Origin of the sequence: Synechococcus sp. 63AY4M2, from assembly GCF_002760475.1 — a bacterium.
In the GTDB taxonomy this organism is placed as follows: domain Bacteria; phylum Cyanobacteriota; class Cyanobacteriia; order Thermostichales; family Thermostichaceae; genus Thermostichus.
In genome coordinates, this window is the sequence record NZ_AXUX01000001.1 from 1,189,623 (window position 1) to 1,204,936 (window position 15,314).

Here is a 15,314-nt window from a genome sequence, read left to right on the forward strand (position 1 = left end):
ATAGAAACCCTGCCAACGATCGTCAACGAACGTTACAAGGGCCGCCGGGTTATCCGGGAAGTTTTGGCAACGGCCCCTGGGATCCCAGCCAAGCTGCCAAGCCAGGGGCGATCCCCAACCTGCCTTAAGGATTGTTCACATCCATTCACACTTAAGCAGATTATTCTAATCATTGACCGTTGGGAAGTCAGCCGCTGCTCCGACTCCGCTTGCCGGTCGTCAAAGGGCTTGGAAAAGTGGGGTGGGCCTGGAGGCTAGGTCAAGTCGTTGGAGGGCGCGCTCAGCCTGGTGGAGGTCTGGTCTGCGTCGTTCCCCGGCAGGATCCACATCCATTCAGATGAGAAGGGGTTGAAGTGGGGTTACACAGCCTCTGGGGCCAGGGCGACCTTTATTGATGTTTTTGAAAACAGCTCACACAAGCAGCCGTTTTTGGCGAGGAGGATTTTGTGAGTCAAAGTCTGCAACAAAAACACCAGCATGCCAGCCTCTCGGTTCAGTTGCGGGAGGGCACCAAGCAGTCCCACACCATGGCCGAGAATATGGCCTTCATCAAGTGCTTCCTCAAGGGAGTGGTGGATAAAAAAGCCTACAGCCGCTATGTGGGCAACTTTTACTTTGTCTACAGCGCTCTGGAAGAGGGCTTTGCCCAATTGCGAGAGCACCCGCTGGTGGGCCGGCTTTACTATCCCGAATTGTGGCGCAGGGCCAGCCTGGAGAAGGATTTAAATTATTTTGTCGGCCCCAATTGGCGTGCCGTGGTCAAGCCCTCTCCCGCTTGCCAGGTCTATGTCAACCGCATTCGAGAAGTGGTGGAAAAAGACCCGGTTCTGCTGATTGCCCACGCCTACACCCGCTACATCGGCGACCTCTCGGGCGGCCAGATCCTGAAAAACATCGCCCGCCGGGCCATGGGCCTGCCGCCGGGGGAAGGAACGGCCTTTTACGATTTCGAGCAGATCCCCCACGAGGGCAAGTTTAAGCAGCGCTACCGCGCCCAGTTGGACGCGCTGGAGCTGGATCAGGCCACCATCGAGCGCATTGTGGCGGAAGCCAACTACGCCTTCAAGCTCAACATGGACTTGTTCAAGGAATTGGAGGGCAATTGGCTGCTATCCATGGCCCGCTTGGCCTGGAACTCGCTTCTCAGCCAGTTTCGGCGCCCGTCCGCCCGCTCTGAGGCGGCTGCCCCCACCTCCTGAGCCACACCTCTTTGCGGCGAAACAGGGCGTTCCTGGCCTCCCCATCCCCCCTCTCCCTCAGGGGAGAGGGTCCGAGGGTGAGGGATTAGTCGCATCCGAGGGTGTCGCGGGTGGCCCGCCCGGTGACGGGGTTAACGCCGCTGGCCCGTTCGCAGAGGATGGCAAGGGCATCTTTGCGGATCAGGGCGTTGGTGAAATCCGCCCCCTCGATCTCGATCCCTTCCACCCGCGCCAGCCACATCATGCTGTCCTGCAGTTGGGCTTCCCGCAGGTCGGCACCTTGCAAATTGGCCATGTCCAAGGTGGCGCCGCGCAGATCGGCCCCCCGCAGGTTGGCTCTGCTGAGGTTGGCTCCAAACAGATTCGCCCCTGCCGCTTTGACATGGCTGAGATCGCTTTGTCGCAGGTTGGCCTTGAGAAATTTCCAGCCGCTCAGGTCTTGTCCGGCAAAGTTCGCCCCCTGCAGATCCCGCTTGCTGTAGTCTTCTGCCCAGGACGGGGATCCCAAGAGGGCGACACCCAGGCACAGGATCAGCCCGCAAAACACCGCACCCCGCAGGAAAGGGGTCAGCCAGGACAGTCTCACCAAACCAGAAGCCGGCCAAGCAACAGACATCGCAGATCCCTCCAGGAAACCTCCACGGCTTTGGGATTGCTCTTACTTTTATCCTACCGGATGGGGATCCCGCCGGCAGATTGGGCTAATTTGGGCTTTTATAAGCTGAGTCCCAACTGGCGAGGGGGGGACAGGGATCCATGTCCACAGTCGAGGTCTTCAATGCGCAGCAGATAGCGGAGCTGATCGACGCTCTGGCTACAGCAATTGCCAGGGATCACCCCCACCTGGACAGGCTGGTGTTGATCGGCATTCGCACTCGCGGCGTCCCCTTGGCCTACCGCCTGCGGGATCGCATCGCCACCGGCTTCGGGAGCCCACCGCAGGTAGGAGAGCTGGACATCACCTTCTTCCGAGACGACCTGGGCTCCGGCGGCCTGCGCACTCCCAATCGCAGCGAGCTGCCGCGGGATCTGACCGGCCAAGAAGTGGTGTTGGTGGACGATGTGCTCTTCCGGGGTCGCACCGTCCGTGCGGCTCTGGAGGCTCTCAACCACTTTGGGCGACCGGAGCAAGTGCGCCTGGCCGTGTTGATCGACCGCGGCCACCGCCAGTTTCCCATTCAACCAGACTACTGCGGTCACAAGCTAACCACGGCCCCTGAGCAGATCGTCAAAGTGCACCTGCGGGAAACCGACGGCGAGGAGCGGGTGTTGTTGATCGACGCCAAACTTGAGGAAAACAGCAGAGAGTGAGCCTGAGACGCCCCTGGGGTGCGGTATGGTGGGGATAATCTGCCGACTTTTGCCGCTATGGCTGTCTTGCCGGAAACCCGTCGCTACGCTGTCTTGGGCACAGGCGCCCTGGGAGGGTTTTACGGGGCAAAACTGCAACAGGCTGGCTTCACGGTGCATTTTCTCTTGCACAGCGACTACGACCACGTGCGCCAGAAAGGGCTGTGGGTAGAGTCCTGCTGGGGCGACTTTCACTTACCCCAGGTAAATGCCTACGCCGCCGTGGAGGAGATGCCCGTCTGCGAAGGGGTGATCGTGGCCCTGAAAGCTACCCAAAATCACCTCCTGCCACGGTTGCTGCCGCCTGTGCTGGCGGACAACGGCGTGGTGATCCTGCTGCAAAACGGCCTGGGGGCGGAGCCGGAGATTGCCAACTGGGTTGGCCCTGAGCGGGTGATCGGCGGGCTGTGCTTTATCAGCTCCAACAAAGTCGGCCCCGGCCACATCTGTCATCTGGATTATGGCTCGGTGCTGCTGGCGGAATACGGCCCCGGCTATGCGCCCCAGGGGATCACGCCTCGCCTTCAACAAGTTCAAGCAGATTTTCAGCGGGCCGGGATCCCGACCTCTCTTTCTCCGGATCTGATGTTGGCCCGCTGGCAGAAGTTGGTCTGGAACATTCCCTTCAACGGCCTCTCGGTGATCTTCAACGCCGATACCCAGCAAATGATCCGCGACCCTGAGGCCCGCGCTTTGGCGGAAACGCTGATGCACGAGGTGATCCAGGGGGCTGCCGCCTGTGGCCGCCACCTCCCGCAGACCCTGATCTCCGAGATGCTGGCCAGCACCGAGAAGATGGCCCCCTACCGAACCAGCATGAAGATCGACTACGAGCGCAAGCGTCCCCTGGAACTGGAGGCTATTTTTGCCAACCCGCTCCGCTATGCCCAGCAAGGCGGGATTCAGATGCCGCGGGTGGAGATGCTCTACCGGCAGTTGCAGGTGTTGGATCGCCTCAATCGAGGGATCCCGGCCTGAGGGCAAGCTTTTTCCTTCTCCTGCGGCTAGACTCAGCCGCAGCGGAGCGCTGCGCTGGCTTCATGCCTCTAGGATCCACCCACGATCGCATCACCCTCTGGACAGCTCCCGGCGTCACTTTGGCAGCCGGCCTGTTGGGCAACAGCGCTGCCGTAGCTCTGGCCGTGGGATCCGCCTATCTCTTCAGCGGCCTGATGTTTTCCGGGGATCTGGACACTGACTCTCGCCAGTATCGCCGCTGGCTGTTCCTGCGCTGGATTTGGCTCCCCTACCGCCGCTGCCTGCAACACCGCTCCTTCTGGTCCCACGGGCCGATCGTCGGCACTGCCCTGCGCGTGCTCTACCTGGGCCTGTGGGTGGCGGGGGTGGGCCTGCCGGGGGCTTGGCTGGGATCCCGCCTGGGCTGGTGGCAGTGGCGGCCCTGGGCCTGGCGCAACCACCTCTGGCAAGGGTTGCATGCGCACGCAGAGACGCTGCTTTGGGTGGGCATGGGGCTGGAGCTGGGTTCGCTGAACCACAGCCTCAGCGATTGCCTGGTCTCCCGCTGGCGACGTTGGCGCAGACGCCGTCGAAGAAGGGGATCCCCCCTTGCCAGGTATGGGCAAAAGTTAGGCTAGCCAGAGCCGTCTAAGAGACAACCCCGCTGGCCAGGGATCCCGGCAGCAGCTTGTGGCCCGATCCGGTAAGCTGAGTGGGGCAGAAGCCCTTTCTTCTGAGATCTGTGCATCCGGGTCGTAGCTATCGCCGCCTTTTTCCCTTCATTCGGCCCCACCTGTGGATGTTGCTGCTGGGGCTGGCCTGTACCCTTGGCTTTGTCCTCACTATGCCTGCCCTCGCCTACTTGATCGAGTGGGTGGCCCGCTCCATCGGCGCGGGGGATCTGGGGCAACTGCGGATCTTGGCCTTGATCGGGGTGGTGTTTTTTCTGGTGCGCGGCGCCTTCCAGTACGGCCAGGACACCCTTATGGCCAAGGCCTCTTTGCAAATGGTATTGGAATTGCGGCAACGGCTCTACGCCCATTTGCAGGGGTTGGATGTGGACTACTTTTCCGGCAGCCGCACCGGCGACCTGGTCTACCGCCTCACCGGCGATCTGGATCGGGTGGGCGAAGTGGTGCAGCGCTTTTTCCACCGCTTCATCCCCAGCGTGCTCACCATCTTGGCGGTAGTGGCCTACCTGTTCTACCTCAACGGCATCCTCACCTTGACCACCCTGGTGATTGCCCCCCTGATGGGCGCCTTGATCAGTTGGTTTGGGGAGCGGCTGCTGCTGCGCTCCCGCCTTAACCAGGAGAGCATGGCCGACCTGTCCTCCCTTCTGACGGAAGCCTTTGCCGGCATCAGCCTCACCCGCGCCTTTGCTGCCGAGGACTACGAGATCCGCCGCTTCAGCGCCATGGCCGAGAACAACCGCCTGGCCCGCTTCCAAACCGAACAGGTTAAAGCTATCCAAGACCCGGTGGTGGGCTTTCTGTACGCCATGAGCGTGTTGGGGGTGTTTTGGGTGGGGGGCTGGCAGATTAGCAAGGGCAACCTGACCGGCAGCCAGTTTCTTGGCTTTATTGCCGGGGTCGCCATGCTGATCGACCCCATTGTCCACATCACCAACAACTACAGCGAGCTGAAACAGGGGGAAGCCTCGGTGGAGCGGATCTTCGAGCTCTTGGATACCCGCTCCCGCGTGCGGGAGCTGCCCGGCGCCCGCCCCATGCCGCCCATTGAAGGCTGGGTGGAGTTCGAGCAGGTTTCCTTTGCCTACAAACCAGATCAGCCGGTGCTCAAACAGATCAGCTTCCAGGTGGCCCCCGGCGAGATTGTCGCCCTGGTGGGATCCTCCGGCGCCGGCAAATCCACCCTGGTCAACCTGATCCCGCGCTTCTACGATCCCCAGGAAGGCTGCATCCGCATCGACGGCATCGACATCCGCACCGTCACCCTCAAGAGCTTGCGCCGCCAGATCGGCATCGTGCCCCAGGAGATTACCCTGTTTTCCGGCACCATCGCCAGCAACATCGCCTACGGCCAAGAGGACTTTGACCTGGAAGCAGTGCGGCAGGCGGCCCGCGTGGCCAACATCGACAGTTTCATCGAGAGCCTGCCCGATGGCTACGCCACCCGTGTTGGAGAACGCGGAGTTACCCTCTCCGGCGGCCAGCGGCAGCGGTTGGCCATTGCCCGCGCCGTGTTGCTCAACCCCAAGATCTTGATCCTGGACGAGGCCACCTCTGCTTTGGATAACGAGTCTGAGGCCTTGGTGCAGGAAGCTCTGCAGCGGTTGATGCAGCGCTGCACGGTTTTTGTGATCGCCCACCGCCTTTCTACGGTGCGCAGCGCCCATCGCATTTTCGTCCTCGAGCAGGGGCAACTGTTGGAGGAGGGCAATCATCGCGAGTTGCTGAGCAAGGGGGGGCGCTACGCCCAGTTCCACTGGCGCCAGTTCCAGTAGCTTCTACAGCCCCCACGCTTGCCGGAAGGGGCGATAGAACGCCGGATCTGGGGGGGCGCCCCCCGCAACTCCACAGATGGCCGCCGCAAACTCCACCGCCCGTTGCAGCAACACCGCCTCCGGCCATCCTTGCAGCAGGCCCAGGATGGCCACCGCGCTAAACCCATCCCCTGCCCCCACCGTATCCACCAGCCGCGGCACCGGCACCGGCTCCCCCCGATACACCCCCCTACCGGTGAACAGGAATGCACCTGCCGCCCCCAGCGTTAGGAACAAGCCCCTCAGGTTCAACCGCGCCCGCAAGGCCTGCCCCTGTTCCTCCACCTTGCCGGCGGGGATGCTTTCTAACTGCACCACCTGCTCCAGCTCCTCTTGGTTCAGCTTCAGCCAAGCGCAGGTGCGCAGCATTTCCCGGACGGGGCCTGGGCGCCACCAGGGATCCCGCAGATTGAGGTCCAAAAACACCGGACAGCCCAAAGTGGGAAGGGTCTCCTGAAAATGGCGATGGGCTGCTTCTCGACGCGCCGCCAAGCTGCCCCGGTAGATCAGGCTGGGGCGGAGGGCTTGCAGAGCTGCCCTGTCCAACTGGATGTAGTCGTAGGCTTGGTCGGGCAAGATGGCGAAGGTCGGAATCCCCTCCCCATCCAGCGTGACCCGGACTTGGCCGGTGGGGTGAAGCGGATCCCGCTGCAGCCCTTCCAGACGCAGCCCCTGCCGCCGCAGCGCCGCCAACAACTGTTCTGCCGCCTCATCTTGGCCGACGCGGCTGAGCAAGACGGGATCGGATCCTAGCCCTTTGAGGTTCCAAGCCACATTCAAAGCCGCACCGCCCAGCACCACCTTGTCTGGGAAACAATCGAAAAGGGTCTCCCCCACAATCAGGGGGAGGCCAGAGGTCACTCCGAGGGAAGCCATCCTGGCCTCTCAGGCAGCAGTCGAGCCGTGCTGCTCCAAAATTTGCCGGTAAGTGTTGCTGCGGAACCAGCGCTCAATTTCCCGAGCTCGCAGCACCGGCAGCGGGTGGGTGCGCCCAATGGTCTGCATCTGCTTCAGCTCAAGCTGCCAGAGATCGTCGTCCAGCTCCTCGTAGGTGCGGGCCTGCTCCAGAAAAGCATCCACATTGAGCTTGGCGGCCAACTGCGGCGAGCCGCCGCACAGCTTCATTAGCACCGAGATCACCGTTCTTGCGTCCTGGGTAACCAGCAGCGCCGCCCGGTCGCAGGTAAACTCGGCACAGCGCAGCCAGTGCAGCAGTTGATCTTGCAGCGCTTGATAGAAGAGCCCACCGAAGGGGAGCAAACTGGTCGAAAGCATGAGAAGGTTGGCCATCGTCAAGTAGACGCCGTGGTTGCACTTGAGGTGGCCCAGCTCGTGGGCGATCACGGCTTGAATTTCCGGCGGCTCCAGCAAGTCCAGCAGGGAGCTGTGCAGGACGATAAAGGGCTTTTTCCCCTGCATGGCAAAAGTGTAAGCGTTGGGCACGGGATTTTGGCGCACGTAGAGCTGGGGCACTTCCAGATCTAGAATGCGACAGGCCTGCACCAGAAGCTGGTGAATTTCCGGCAACTGGTGCTCGTTGATTTGAATGCTCGAGGCGATGTTATCCAGATAAAAAATCTCCCCTGCCGTCGAGCCGAGCAAATTCTGAATCAGCAGGCCCAGCCCCGGCACCTGCTGCAGAGAGCGGGTTGCCTGCAGATCCACAGGATGGCGAAAATGGTCAGCCCGCAGGCCCAACAGGATGCGGGGCTGGCGGGGAAGGGTTGGCGTGGATGGTGTAGAGGACATAGGAGGCCGTAGAAAAACGCTTAGGGTCGCAACTCGTAGGGCACAAACTGAGGCAGGCGGTTTAACAAAAATAGCCGCTCCGGCGGGGGATCCGGCAGCACCGGCTGATAGGAAAACCCCAGGGGATCCTCCCCAAAAGGGATCTGCCAATAAACGACATGATTCCCGATGCACGGTCCACCGGTAACCAGCCGCCCATTATCGGCGATAGAGCCGCTGCTGGCTCTCCGCCGAGTCTAGGGTCTTCTGTAGCCGTCGCGCCAAATCCGCCGGTTGAGAAGTGGCGTAGGCCTCTGCATCCACCGGCGTCACTGTCGACGGCAGTTGCCCATTGAGAAGAGTATGGGCTGGCAGAGGAGCCACCAAGGGATCCGGAGTGGGAGGAGCAGGGATCTCCAAACCGACCTGGGGCTGGGAGCTGCTGGCCTGCAGCAAAATCTCCTCCAGACGTTGCTGCACCAGACGCAGATGGGCAGAGGCAGCGGGAGTGGGCAGGGTGAAAACCGGTTCGTCCCCCACCCGCAACTCCCCTTGGGCAAAGCTCAGGTCGCTCCCAGAAGTGCCGCTCAAGAGAAAAATCGTTGCCCATCTCGCCGCCGCCTGGTTTAGCATCGTTGCTTGCCCTTTGGCGCTCTTGTGCCCCTGAACACCTATCTAGGGTTTTGCCGATCTTTATGCGGGACCTCCCGATCTTAGCCGCTACCCTGGAAACATCCCTTCTGGTCATGGGCTGAGCCACCTTGTCGTCGTTTTGAGGTCGTCATGCGGATCCCGACTTCCACCTATCGCATTCAGTTTCACGCTGGATTTGACTTCGAGGCAGCGCGGCAAATTGTCCCCTACCTGAAGTTGCTGGGCATCAGCGATCTATATGCTTCCCCCATCTTTCAGGCCCGCAAGGGCAGCACCCATGGCTACGACGTCGTGGATCCCAGGCAGATCAACGTGGAGTTAGGGGGGAGTGAAAAGTTTGAACTCTTGTGGGAAACCCTCAACCAGCAGGGAATCGGCTGGATCCAAGACATCGTGCCCAACCACATGGCCTACGACGGCCAAAACCAAATGCTGATGGATGTTTTGGAAAGCGGGCCTAACTCAGACTTTATCGACTACTTTGACGTGAATTGGGATCACTCCTATCTGGGGATCAAGGGCAGAATCCTTGCTCCCTTCCTGGGCGACTTCTACAACAAGTGCCTGGAGTCAGGCCAGATTCAGCTACGCTATGATGCCGACGGCCTGAGCATTAACTACTACAACTTAAGATTTCCTCTCAATATTGACACCTATGCCGATGTTTTTACCTATAACCTGGGCAAGTTGCGGCGGAAACTAGGGCGCAGCCACCCCGACTATGTCAAACTACTCGGGATCCTCTTCAGCCTCAAGTTTATTCCTAGCAAAGAGGATCTCCTAGAGCGCACGGATCAAATTAGCTTTGCCAAGCACTCCCTCTGGGAGCTCTACACCTCTAGCCCGCATATTCAAAGCTTCTTTGACGAGAACATCGCCATCTTCAACGGCAAGCCCGGGGATCCCTCCAGCTTTGACTTGTTGGACAGCCTTTTGGCACGGCAAAACTTTCGCCTCTCCTTTTGGAAGGTGGGTGCTGAGGAGATTAATTATCGTCGTTTTTTTACCATCAACGATCTGATCTCGCTGCGGATGGAAGATCGCGAAGTATTTCGCAAAACGCATCAGCTCATTCTCAAGCTCGCAGAACAGGGGCGCTTCACAGGTTTACGCATCGACCACATCGATGGCCTATTTAACCCAGAGGAGTATCTCCACCGTCTGCGAGAACGCTGTCCAGATCTCTACATTGTGGTAGAAAAAATACTAGAAGCTAATGAGAAGCTACCTCAGCAATGGCCAGTTCAAGGCACAACGGGTTACGACTTTTTAGCTAAGCTTAATGGCATCTTTTGCCAATCGGAGAATGCAGAAGCCTTCAGTGCTCTTTATCAAGATTTCACCAACCTGCAACAGTCACCAGAACAGGTTATCGAAGATAAAAAACGGCTGATTATCGAGCGCAACCTGGCAGGGGACATGGACAACCTTGCTTTTTTGCTCAAGCAGATTACCAGCCATCACCGCTATGCCAATGACTTCACCCTCTACAGCTTGCGCCGAGCCTTGGCAGAGGTTTTGGTGTGTTTCCCAGTTTACCGAGTCTACATCCACGAAGGGATCCTCAGCTCAGAAGGTCAACAGGCCGTCCGCCAAGCTGTAGAGAAAGCTAAGGAGAACCTGCCCATTTTGGTTAACGAGCTGAATTTCCTGCAGCGCTTTCTCTGCCTTGAGTTCCCCGAAAACGTCTCAGAGGAAGAGAAAAACGAGCAAATCTACTTTGCCATGCGGCTGCAACAGTTGGCTGGCCCTCTCATGGCCAAAGGGGTAGAGGATACGGCCTTCTACGTTTACAACAGGCTGCTATCCCTGAACGAAGTAGGTGGGGATCTATATCGTTTTGGCATTTCTGTCCAAGAGTTCCATCGCTTTAACCAAGAACGAGCAGCCCAGTGGCCCTTCTCAATGAATGCTTCCTCCACCCATGACACCAAACGCGGCGAGGATGTGCGGGCCCGCCTGAATGTGCTCTCGGAACTCCCCGCTGAATGGGAGAAGCACATTAAACTCTGGCATGAGTTGAATCTTGGCTACAAAGTTCGCAGCAAGCAAGCGAAGCGTTCGGAGCTGCCCGATCGCAACGACGAGTATTTTCTTTATCAGACTTTGATCGGCTCCTATCCTTTTCAACCAGAGGAAGTTCCTACCTTTATCCAGCGAGTTAAAGACTACGCCATTAAAGCAGTTCGGGAAGCTAAGGTTCATACTGCTTGGCTTCGCCCCGATACCGAATACGAAGAAGCTACCCTTGCTTTCATCGATCAGATCCTGCGGCCCTCAAGCCCCTTCTTGGAGTCTTTCCTGCCCTTTCAGCGCAAAATTGCCCACTTTGGCATCTTTAACTCTCTCTCTCAAACCCTGCTGAAGCTCACCAGCCCTGGGATCCCGGATATCTACCAGGGCACGGAGCTGTGGGATCTCAGCATGGTCGATCCCGACAATCGTCGGCCTGTGGACTTTTCCCGCCGCCTGGCTTACCTCGAAGAAATTCAACGGCGAATCAAGCAGGATCCCCTGCAACTTATCCAAGATCTTCTGCTTCACCGCCACGACGGCCGCATTAAGCTGTTTCTCATCCATCAGGTGCTAAAGGCCCGTCAGGAACAGCCGCAGCTATTTCTGGAAGGCAGTTATATTCCCCTGCAGGTGAGCGGCTCCTATGCCAACCATGTCATTGCTTTTGCCCGTCAGCACGACAAACAAGTCGTCCTGGTGGTGGCGCCCCGCTTCCTAACTTCCCTAATTTACCAGACGCAGGATCCCTTGGGGGACGCTGTTTGGAAAGACACAGAAATTCAGCTGCCGCGCTGGAAGCGGCTGGAGTGGGTCAATGGCCTCACCCAAGAAGGGATCCCTGCCGGCGACACCTTGTCGGTGGGCGCCATCCTCAAGTCTTTTCCCGTGGCTCTACTGTGGGGGCAATCTCGCTGAGGAACCTAGGGAGCCGCTGCTGCGGCAGGAGTCAGGGCCTGGAAGTTGACAATGCGGGCAAACTCTTGGGGATCGAGGCTGGCCCCTCCCACCAGTACACCGTCAATCTGCGGCTGGGCCATCAGCTCGTCGATGTTGCTGGCTTTGACCGAGCCACCGTAGAGGATGGGCAGGTGGTCGGCGCCCAGATGCTGGCGGATAAGGCCGATGACGCGGTTGGCCTCGGCGGCTGCACAGGTTTTCCCCGTGCCAATGGCCCAGATTGGCTCGTAGGCAATCACGAGGTTGCGCAGATCGATCCCCGGCAAGGCGCGATCCAACTGTCCCACAATCCAAGACTCGGTCAGGCCTTGCTCCCGCTGTTGCAAGCTTTCCCCCACACAGAGGATGGGGGTGAGCCCGTGCCGCTGGGCCGCGGCCAAGCGCCGGTTGACGGTTTCATCGGTTTCGCCAAAGTACTGCCGCCGTTCGCTGTGGCCGACGATAACGTAGCGCACCCCCAGCTCTGCCAGCATGGGGCCGGAGATCTCTCCCGTAAACGCCCCTTGATCCTCCCAGTGCAGGTTCTGGGCTCCCACAGCCATGCCGGATCCCCGCGTTTCTTCTACCACCACGGCCAGGTCTGTGAAGGGCACGCAGAGAATGATCTGCCGCTGCGGCCTCACCCCTGCAGACGAGGCTTGCAGGGCTGGACGAAACTCGCGCAGAAACTGGCGAGCCTCAGCCTGAGTCTTGTGCATTTTCCAGTTGCCGGCAATGAGGATGGGGCGCAAGATGGATCCTCCCTAAGCGACACAACGATGTAGTCAACCGCTGGGATCCCGAGCCTGGGGGATCCCGAGCTTTTTTCGTATGTCACAGTGTATCAGCAAGAGGTTTCAGAAGAGGGCGAGGGAGGTTGTTGACACCGCTCCTCCAAGCTGGCCGCAAGGGCAGCTAGGCAGTCTTGGAGGGGGGATCCCTGCTCTAGGTGCCGGACGGCAACGGCATAGGCTTCGGGGTGGGCTTGCAACAAGGCCCGGCTCTGGCGCAGAAAGCGGTTGATGTAGGCCCTCATTTGAGCCGCAGAGGTCAAGGGCTGGGCTGCTGAGATCCCTGCCAGCAGCTTGGCCAACTGTTGTCTATCCTCCTCATCTCCCACCACTTGGCCATATTGGAGAGACTCCGCGGCAGCCCCTGCCATCCAAAACAGGCTGTAGCGCTCTAGATCTGCCCAGGGGATGCCCCCCTGGGCTTCCCAGGTGCGCATGGGGGCTTGATCCAGCTGCACTCCCCCGTAGCCGGGGATCCCGTGTCGGAAAGCCTGCCAGGGGCCCAGCACGTAGCCGCGCAAGGGGATCCCTAGCAGGTGGGCCACCACAATGTGTCCTGCCTCGTGGCAGATGACCCGCCGCCGATAGGCTGGAGAAGCCCAATCCAGCAGCGCGCCCAGCAACCCCGAGAGCCGCCCCCCAAAGGCCACCTGCTCGACAATCACCAAGCCCACCATCCCAGCCAAAGGCAGAGCCAACCGCGGCCCCAGGGCTGCCGACACCACCAAGGCCGCCACGATCCAAGCTGCGCGGGTGATTCCAGCCTCTGACATAAGGTTTCTATGCCTTCGCCTCCGGTCCTAGCTCGAGCGCCAGCAGCTCGTCGGCCAACTCCAAAAACGCCTCCCGATCCAGATAGGAAACATCTCCCACCCACTCCCCTAGCTTGACCACGTAGACTTCGCTCAAGGTCGGTCGGCGCCGCAGATCGCGGGAATAGGCCTTCACCAGCGCCAGCACCGATTGCTTTTTAACAATTCGCCGGTAGCGGGGATCGTCCCTGGCCCGCACTCGGTAGAGAACTCCTGTTTCATCGCCAATTTCCATCTCAAACTGGCGCTCGCGCACTTCTTCAATATAGAGTTGCCCCTCTTCATCCACCTTTTCCCGCTCTTCCACCACCACCTCGTAGCGGCGGGTGCTCAACACCTGGCCAAAAAAGAGCCCTCCGTAAGGGATCTCGCGAAAGGCTAGCTGCCGGCGGGAGATGGTGTAGAGGGGCCCCCAGAGGAAAGGGTAGAGCAACGAGAGAAACCCCGCCAGAAAGGAGACTGCCCCCAAGAAGGATCCCTCGCCAAAAGCGCGAGACAGCACCAGCAGCGCTACGCCCACCAAAATAGCTGTAATGATCCGGCCTACGCTCTTGAGGGCATCGCTCCAGTAAGCTGCGTACTGGAGCCGCGTCGGCACCAGCGGGATCACCGCCTCGCACTCTTCTGGGGTAAGCTCCAACAACATGCACTGAGATCCTCAAAACAGCCAACTCCGCCCCTTTACCCGCTGAGGGTGGGCCAGACCCCATCTTAGTAGAATGAGGCAGGGAAGCTCTGCTACCCTTGCTGCTCCTTCTAAGTGCTGCCCATGGTGCCCGGATCCCAGTTTGCTTCGACCGTCAGACAGCAGGTGGCCCAGTTGGACGAGGGATCCCGACGGGACAAGGCGTGGCTAGGAGATGCGGTGCTGAGCCTCTTTGCCCGCCAGTGGCTGCTCGGCCCGCCACCCGACTGGCAGGTGCCTTCCCCTCCCGGCTGCGATCTTAGCCGCGCGGAACTCTTCACCTGGCTCACCTCCAACCAATTTTTGTCGGCTCTGCGGGATCCCACCCAGGTGGAGGCAGAAATCGGCCTTATCTACGAAAGAGAAGGCCTCCCGGCAGCCTTTGCCTACATTCAGGAACAGCTCCTGCCTCTGTTTGTTAGACAGGTACACAACCGTGCCAAAACCCTGCGCAGCAAGCGGCGCTAGAGCCTTGAACTCCGGAGCAACAAGAGGCTTCCCCCTAGCTGGCTCTCCTGGCCAGGATTTTCACCCCCCTCACCCCCTGGGAGAAGGGGCCCTTACTCCCACAGCCGCCGGATGGGAGAGCGGTGCAAAAGGCGGTGGGTTTCGGCCAACAACTCCGGGATCGGCAGGTGCTGCGGACAACGGGGCAGGCAGTCGCCGCACTCGCTGCAGCGGTCGGCAGGCACCCCTGGGAACCAGTGCCCTGCCTGGCCGAACATGTTGTAGCGATATTGGGCAAACTCGGTCATCTCGTGGGCAAGAGCCAAGTTGCGCAGCCGCAGCACCTCTGGGATGTGGATCCCTTCGGGACAGGGCAGGCAGGCGTAGCACTGGGCACAGCGGCTGGAGCCCAGGCGTTCCTGCTCCGCTTGATGCAGCCGCTCCTGTACCTGCAGGCCCTCCGTCCACCAGCGCTCGGGATCCTGCAGGGCCGCCAGGGCCGTCTGCAGCTCGTCGGGATGGGTAATGCCCAGGCTGAGGGTGTGGATGCGGGGATCCGCCAGCAAAAATCGATAGGCAAACTCCAGGGGGCTAAAGGGCGCACAGCTCTCCCGGAGACGCTGGGGCGGGCGATAGAGCATCCCCCCTTTGTCGGCAGGGGAGATGATGAACACCCCCATATCCTGCTGGGCTGCCGCCTCCAGGGCCGCGGCATTGCGCTGCTGGAAAAAGTGGTAGTGCAAATTCACAAAGTCAAACTGGCCCCTCTGGATGGCCTGCAGGATTAGCTCCAGGGATCCATGAGTGGAAAAGCCGATGTAGCGCACCAAGCCCTCCTGCTGCGCCTGCCGCAGCAGCGGCAAGCCCTCCTGCAGCACCCACTCCAGGTGTTCGGGCAGGTTGATGCCGTGGAAGGCAAACTGATCCAAATACTCCACCTGTAGCCGCTGCAGGGATCCCTCCAGCCGTTCCCGCAGCCTCTCGCCAGGCGTGAGCTTGGTGGTCAGGATCAAGCGCTGCCGCGGCACCGCCAGCTTCTGCAGGATCTCCCCCAAGAGCACCTCGGCCTGGCCATAGGCCTGCGCCGTTTCGATGTGGTTGATCCCTGCTTCTAGCGCCGCTGCCACCGTGGCCTGGGCCTGCTCCGGCGGCACATGGACTAGGCGCATGCTGCCCAGGGAGAAAGCCGACATAAGCTGCTGTGTGCGCCCAAAGCGGCGGTAGAGCATCTTC

15 protein-coding genes are annotated in these 15,314 nt (G+C 60.1%); 7 read left to right on the forward strand and 8 right to left on the reverse strand.

From position 1 onward, the window contains the following. Positions 1-446: 446 nt before the first annotated feature. Positions 447-1,199, forward strand: a complete 753-nt coding sequence (locus tag SYN63AY4M2_RS05315; RefSeq protein WP_276307359.1) for a biliverdin-producing heme oxygenase — start codon at positions 447-449, stop codon at positions 1,197-1,199. A gap of 85 nt (positions 1,200-1,284) precedes the next feature. On the opposite strand, the gene SYN63AY4M2_RS05320 is transcribed toward SYN63AY4M2_RS05315, so the two are convergent. Further along, a complete protein-coding gene (locus SYN63AY4M2_RS05320; RefSeq protein ID WP_099812490.1) occupies positions 1,285-1,815 on the reverse strand; it encodes a pentapeptide repeat-containing protein in 531 nt (176 codons plus the stop codon). A gap of 140 nt (positions 1,816-1,955) precedes the next feature. Between SYN63AY4M2_RS05320 and pyrR the strand changes: the two genes are divergently transcribed. The 4 genes from pyrR (at position 1,956) to SYN63AY4M2_RS05340 (ending at position 5,973) form a co-directional block, all read left to right on the forward strand. After that, positions 1,956-2,510 carry a bifunctional pyr operon transcriptional regulator/uracil phosphoribosyltransferase PyrR gene (gene pyrR / locus SYN63AY4M2_RS05325; protein WP_011429314.1) on the forward strand — a complete coding sequence of 185 codons (555 nt, stop codon included), beginning with the start codon at positions 1,956-1,958 and terminating at the stop codon, positions 2,508-2,510. Positions 2,511-2,567: 57 nt separating this feature from the next. Further along, positions 2,568-3,527, forward strand: coding sequence for a putative 2-dehydropantoate 2-reductase (locus SYN63AY4M2_RS05330; RefSeq protein WP_011429313.1), 960 nt, complete (start codon positions 2,568-2,570; stop codon positions 3,525-3,527). Positions 3,528-3,589: 62 nt separating this feature from the next. Further along, a complete protein-coding gene (locus tag SYN63AY4M2_RS05335) occupies positions 3,590-4,144 on the forward strand; it encodes a metal-binding protein (protein WP_011429312.1) in 555 nt (184 codons plus the stop codon). 104 nt (positions 4,145-4,248) lie between these two features. Beyond that, positions 4,249-5,973, forward strand: coding sequence for an ABC transporter ATP-binding protein (locus tag SYN63AY4M2_RS05340; protein WP_011429311.1), 1,725 nt, complete (start codon positions 4,249-4,251; stop codon positions 5,971-5,973). A 3-nt stretch (positions 5,974-5,976) separates the two neighbouring features. On the opposite strand, the gene SYN63AY4M2_RS05345 is transcribed toward SYN63AY4M2_RS05340, so the two are convergent. From SYN63AY4M2_RS05345 to SYN63AY4M2_RS05355, 3 genes are all read right to left on the reverse strand, one after another. Then, positions 5,977-6,888, reverse strand: coding sequence for a PfkB family carbohydrate kinase (locus tag SYN63AY4M2_RS05345; protein ID WP_041438075.1), 912 nt, complete (start codon positions 6,886-6,888; stop codon positions 5,977-5,979). A 9-nt stretch (positions 6,889-6,897) separates the two neighbouring features. Next, entirely contained in the window at positions 6,898-7,761 is an 864-nt protein-coding gene (locus SYN63AY4M2_RS05350) for a M48 family metallopeptidase (protein WP_011429309.1), read from the reverse strand. A gap of 198 nt (positions 7,762-7,959) precedes the next feature. After that, the gene (locus tag SYN63AY4M2_RS05355; RefSeq protein WP_143597300.1) at positions 7,960-8,331 is read right to left on the reverse strand and encodes a hypothetical protein; all 372 of its coding nucleotides are present in this window, start codon (positions 8,329-8,331) and stop codon (positions 7,960-7,962) included. Positions 8,332-8,523: 192 nt separating this feature from the next. On the opposite strand from SYN63AY4M2_RS05355, the gene treY reads away from it, so the two are divergent. Next, on the forward strand, positions 8,524-11,325 hold the full coding sequence (treY, locus tag SYN63AY4M2_RS05360; RefSeq protein ID WP_011429307.1) for a malto-oligosyltrehalose synthase: 2,802 nt from the start codon (positions 8,524-8,526) through the stop codon (positions 11,323-11,325). A 5-nt stretch (positions 11,326-11,330) separates the two neighbouring features. On the opposite strand, the gene tpiA is transcribed toward treY, so the two are convergent. From tpiA to SYN63AY4M2_RS05375, 3 genes are all read right to left on the reverse strand, one after another. Then, positions 11,331-12,098 carry a triose-phosphate isomerase gene (tpiA, locus tag SYN63AY4M2_RS05365; RefSeq protein ID WP_011429306.1) on the reverse strand — a complete coding sequence of 256 codons (768 nt, stop codon included), beginning with the start codon at positions 12,096-12,098 and terminating at the stop codon, positions 11,331-11,333. Positions 12,099-12,190: 92 nt separating this feature from the next. Beyond that, entirely contained in the window at positions 12,191-12,910 is a 720-nt protein-coding gene (locus SYN63AY4M2_RS05370) for a hypothetical protein (protein ID WP_099812493.1), read from the reverse strand. Positions 12,911-12,917: 7 nt separating this feature from the next. Next, entirely contained in the window at positions 12,918-13,595 is a 678-nt protein-coding gene (locus SYN63AY4M2_RS05375) for a hypothetical protein (protein WP_011429302.1), read from the reverse strand. Positions 13,596-13,718: 123 nt separating this feature from the next. Here SYN63AY4M2_RS05375 and SYN63AY4M2_RS05380 point away from each other — a divergent pair, with 123 nt between their 5' ends. Next, complete coding sequence (locus SYN63AY4M2_RS05380) at positions 13,719-14,102, forward strand: hypothetical protein (RefSeq protein ID WP_011429301.1); 384 nt, start codon at positions 13,719-13,721, stop codon at positions 14,100-14,102. Positions 14,103-14,194: 92 nt separating this feature from the next. Here SYN63AY4M2_RS05380 and SYN63AY4M2_RS05385 read toward each other — a convergent pair whose 3' ends face one another. After that, on the reverse strand, positions 14,195-15,310 hold the full coding sequence (locus SYN63AY4M2_RS05385) for an aldo/keto reductase (protein WP_099812494.1): 1,116 nt from the start codon (positions 15,308-15,310) through the stop codon (positions 14,195-14,197). Positions 15,311-15,314 lie beyond the last annotated feature (4 nt).

Bases quoted from the DNA above. Each gene is read 5' to 3' on its own strand.
- SYN63AY4M2_RS05320 (WP_099812490.1), bottom strand. From the start codon at position 1,815: ATGTCTGTTGCTTGGCCGGCTTCTGGTTTGGTGAGACTGTCCTGGCTG.
- pyrR (WP_011429314.1), top strand. From the start codon at position 1,956: ATGTCCACAGTCGAGGTCTTCAATGCGCAGCAGATAGCGGAGCTGATC.
- SYN63AY4M2_RS05330 (WP_011429313.1), top strand. From the start codon at position 2,568: ATGGCTGTCTTGCCGGAAACCCGTCGCTACGCTGTCTTGGGCACAGGC.
- SYN63AY4M2_RS05335 (WP_011429312.1), top strand. From the start codon at position 3,590: ATGCCTCTAGGATCCACCCACGATCGCATCACCCTCTGGACAGCTCCC.
- SYN63AY4M2_RS05345 (WP_041438075.1), bottom strand. From the start codon at position 6,888: ATGGCTTCCCTCGGAGTGACCTCTGGCCTCCCCCTGATTGTGGGGGAG.
- SYN63AY4M2_RS05350 (WP_011429309.1), bottom strand. From the start codon at position 7,761: ATGTCCTCTACACCATCCACGCCAACCCTTCCCCGCCAGCCCCGCATC.
- treY (WP_011429307.1), top strand. From the start codon at position 8,524: ATGCGGATCCCGACTTCCACCTATCGCATTCAGTTTCACGCTGGATTT.
- SYN63AY4M2_RS05370 (WP_099812493.1), bottom strand. From the start codon at position 12,910: ATGTCAGAGGCTGGAATCACCCGCGCAGCTTGGATCGTGGCGGCCTTG.
- SYN63AY4M2_RS05375 (WP_011429302.1), bottom strand. From the start codon at position 13,595: ATGTTGTTGGAGCTTACCCCAGAAGAGTGCGAGGCGGTGATCCCGCTG.
- SYN63AY4M2_RS05380 (WP_011429301.1), top strand. From the start codon at position 13,719: ATGGTGCCCGGATCCCAGTTTGCTTCGACCGTCAGACAGCAGGTGGCC.
- SYN63AY4M2_RS05385 (WP_099812494.1), bottom strand. From the start codon at position 15,310: ATGCTCTACCGCCGCTTTGGGCGCACACAGCAGCTTATGTCGGCTTTC.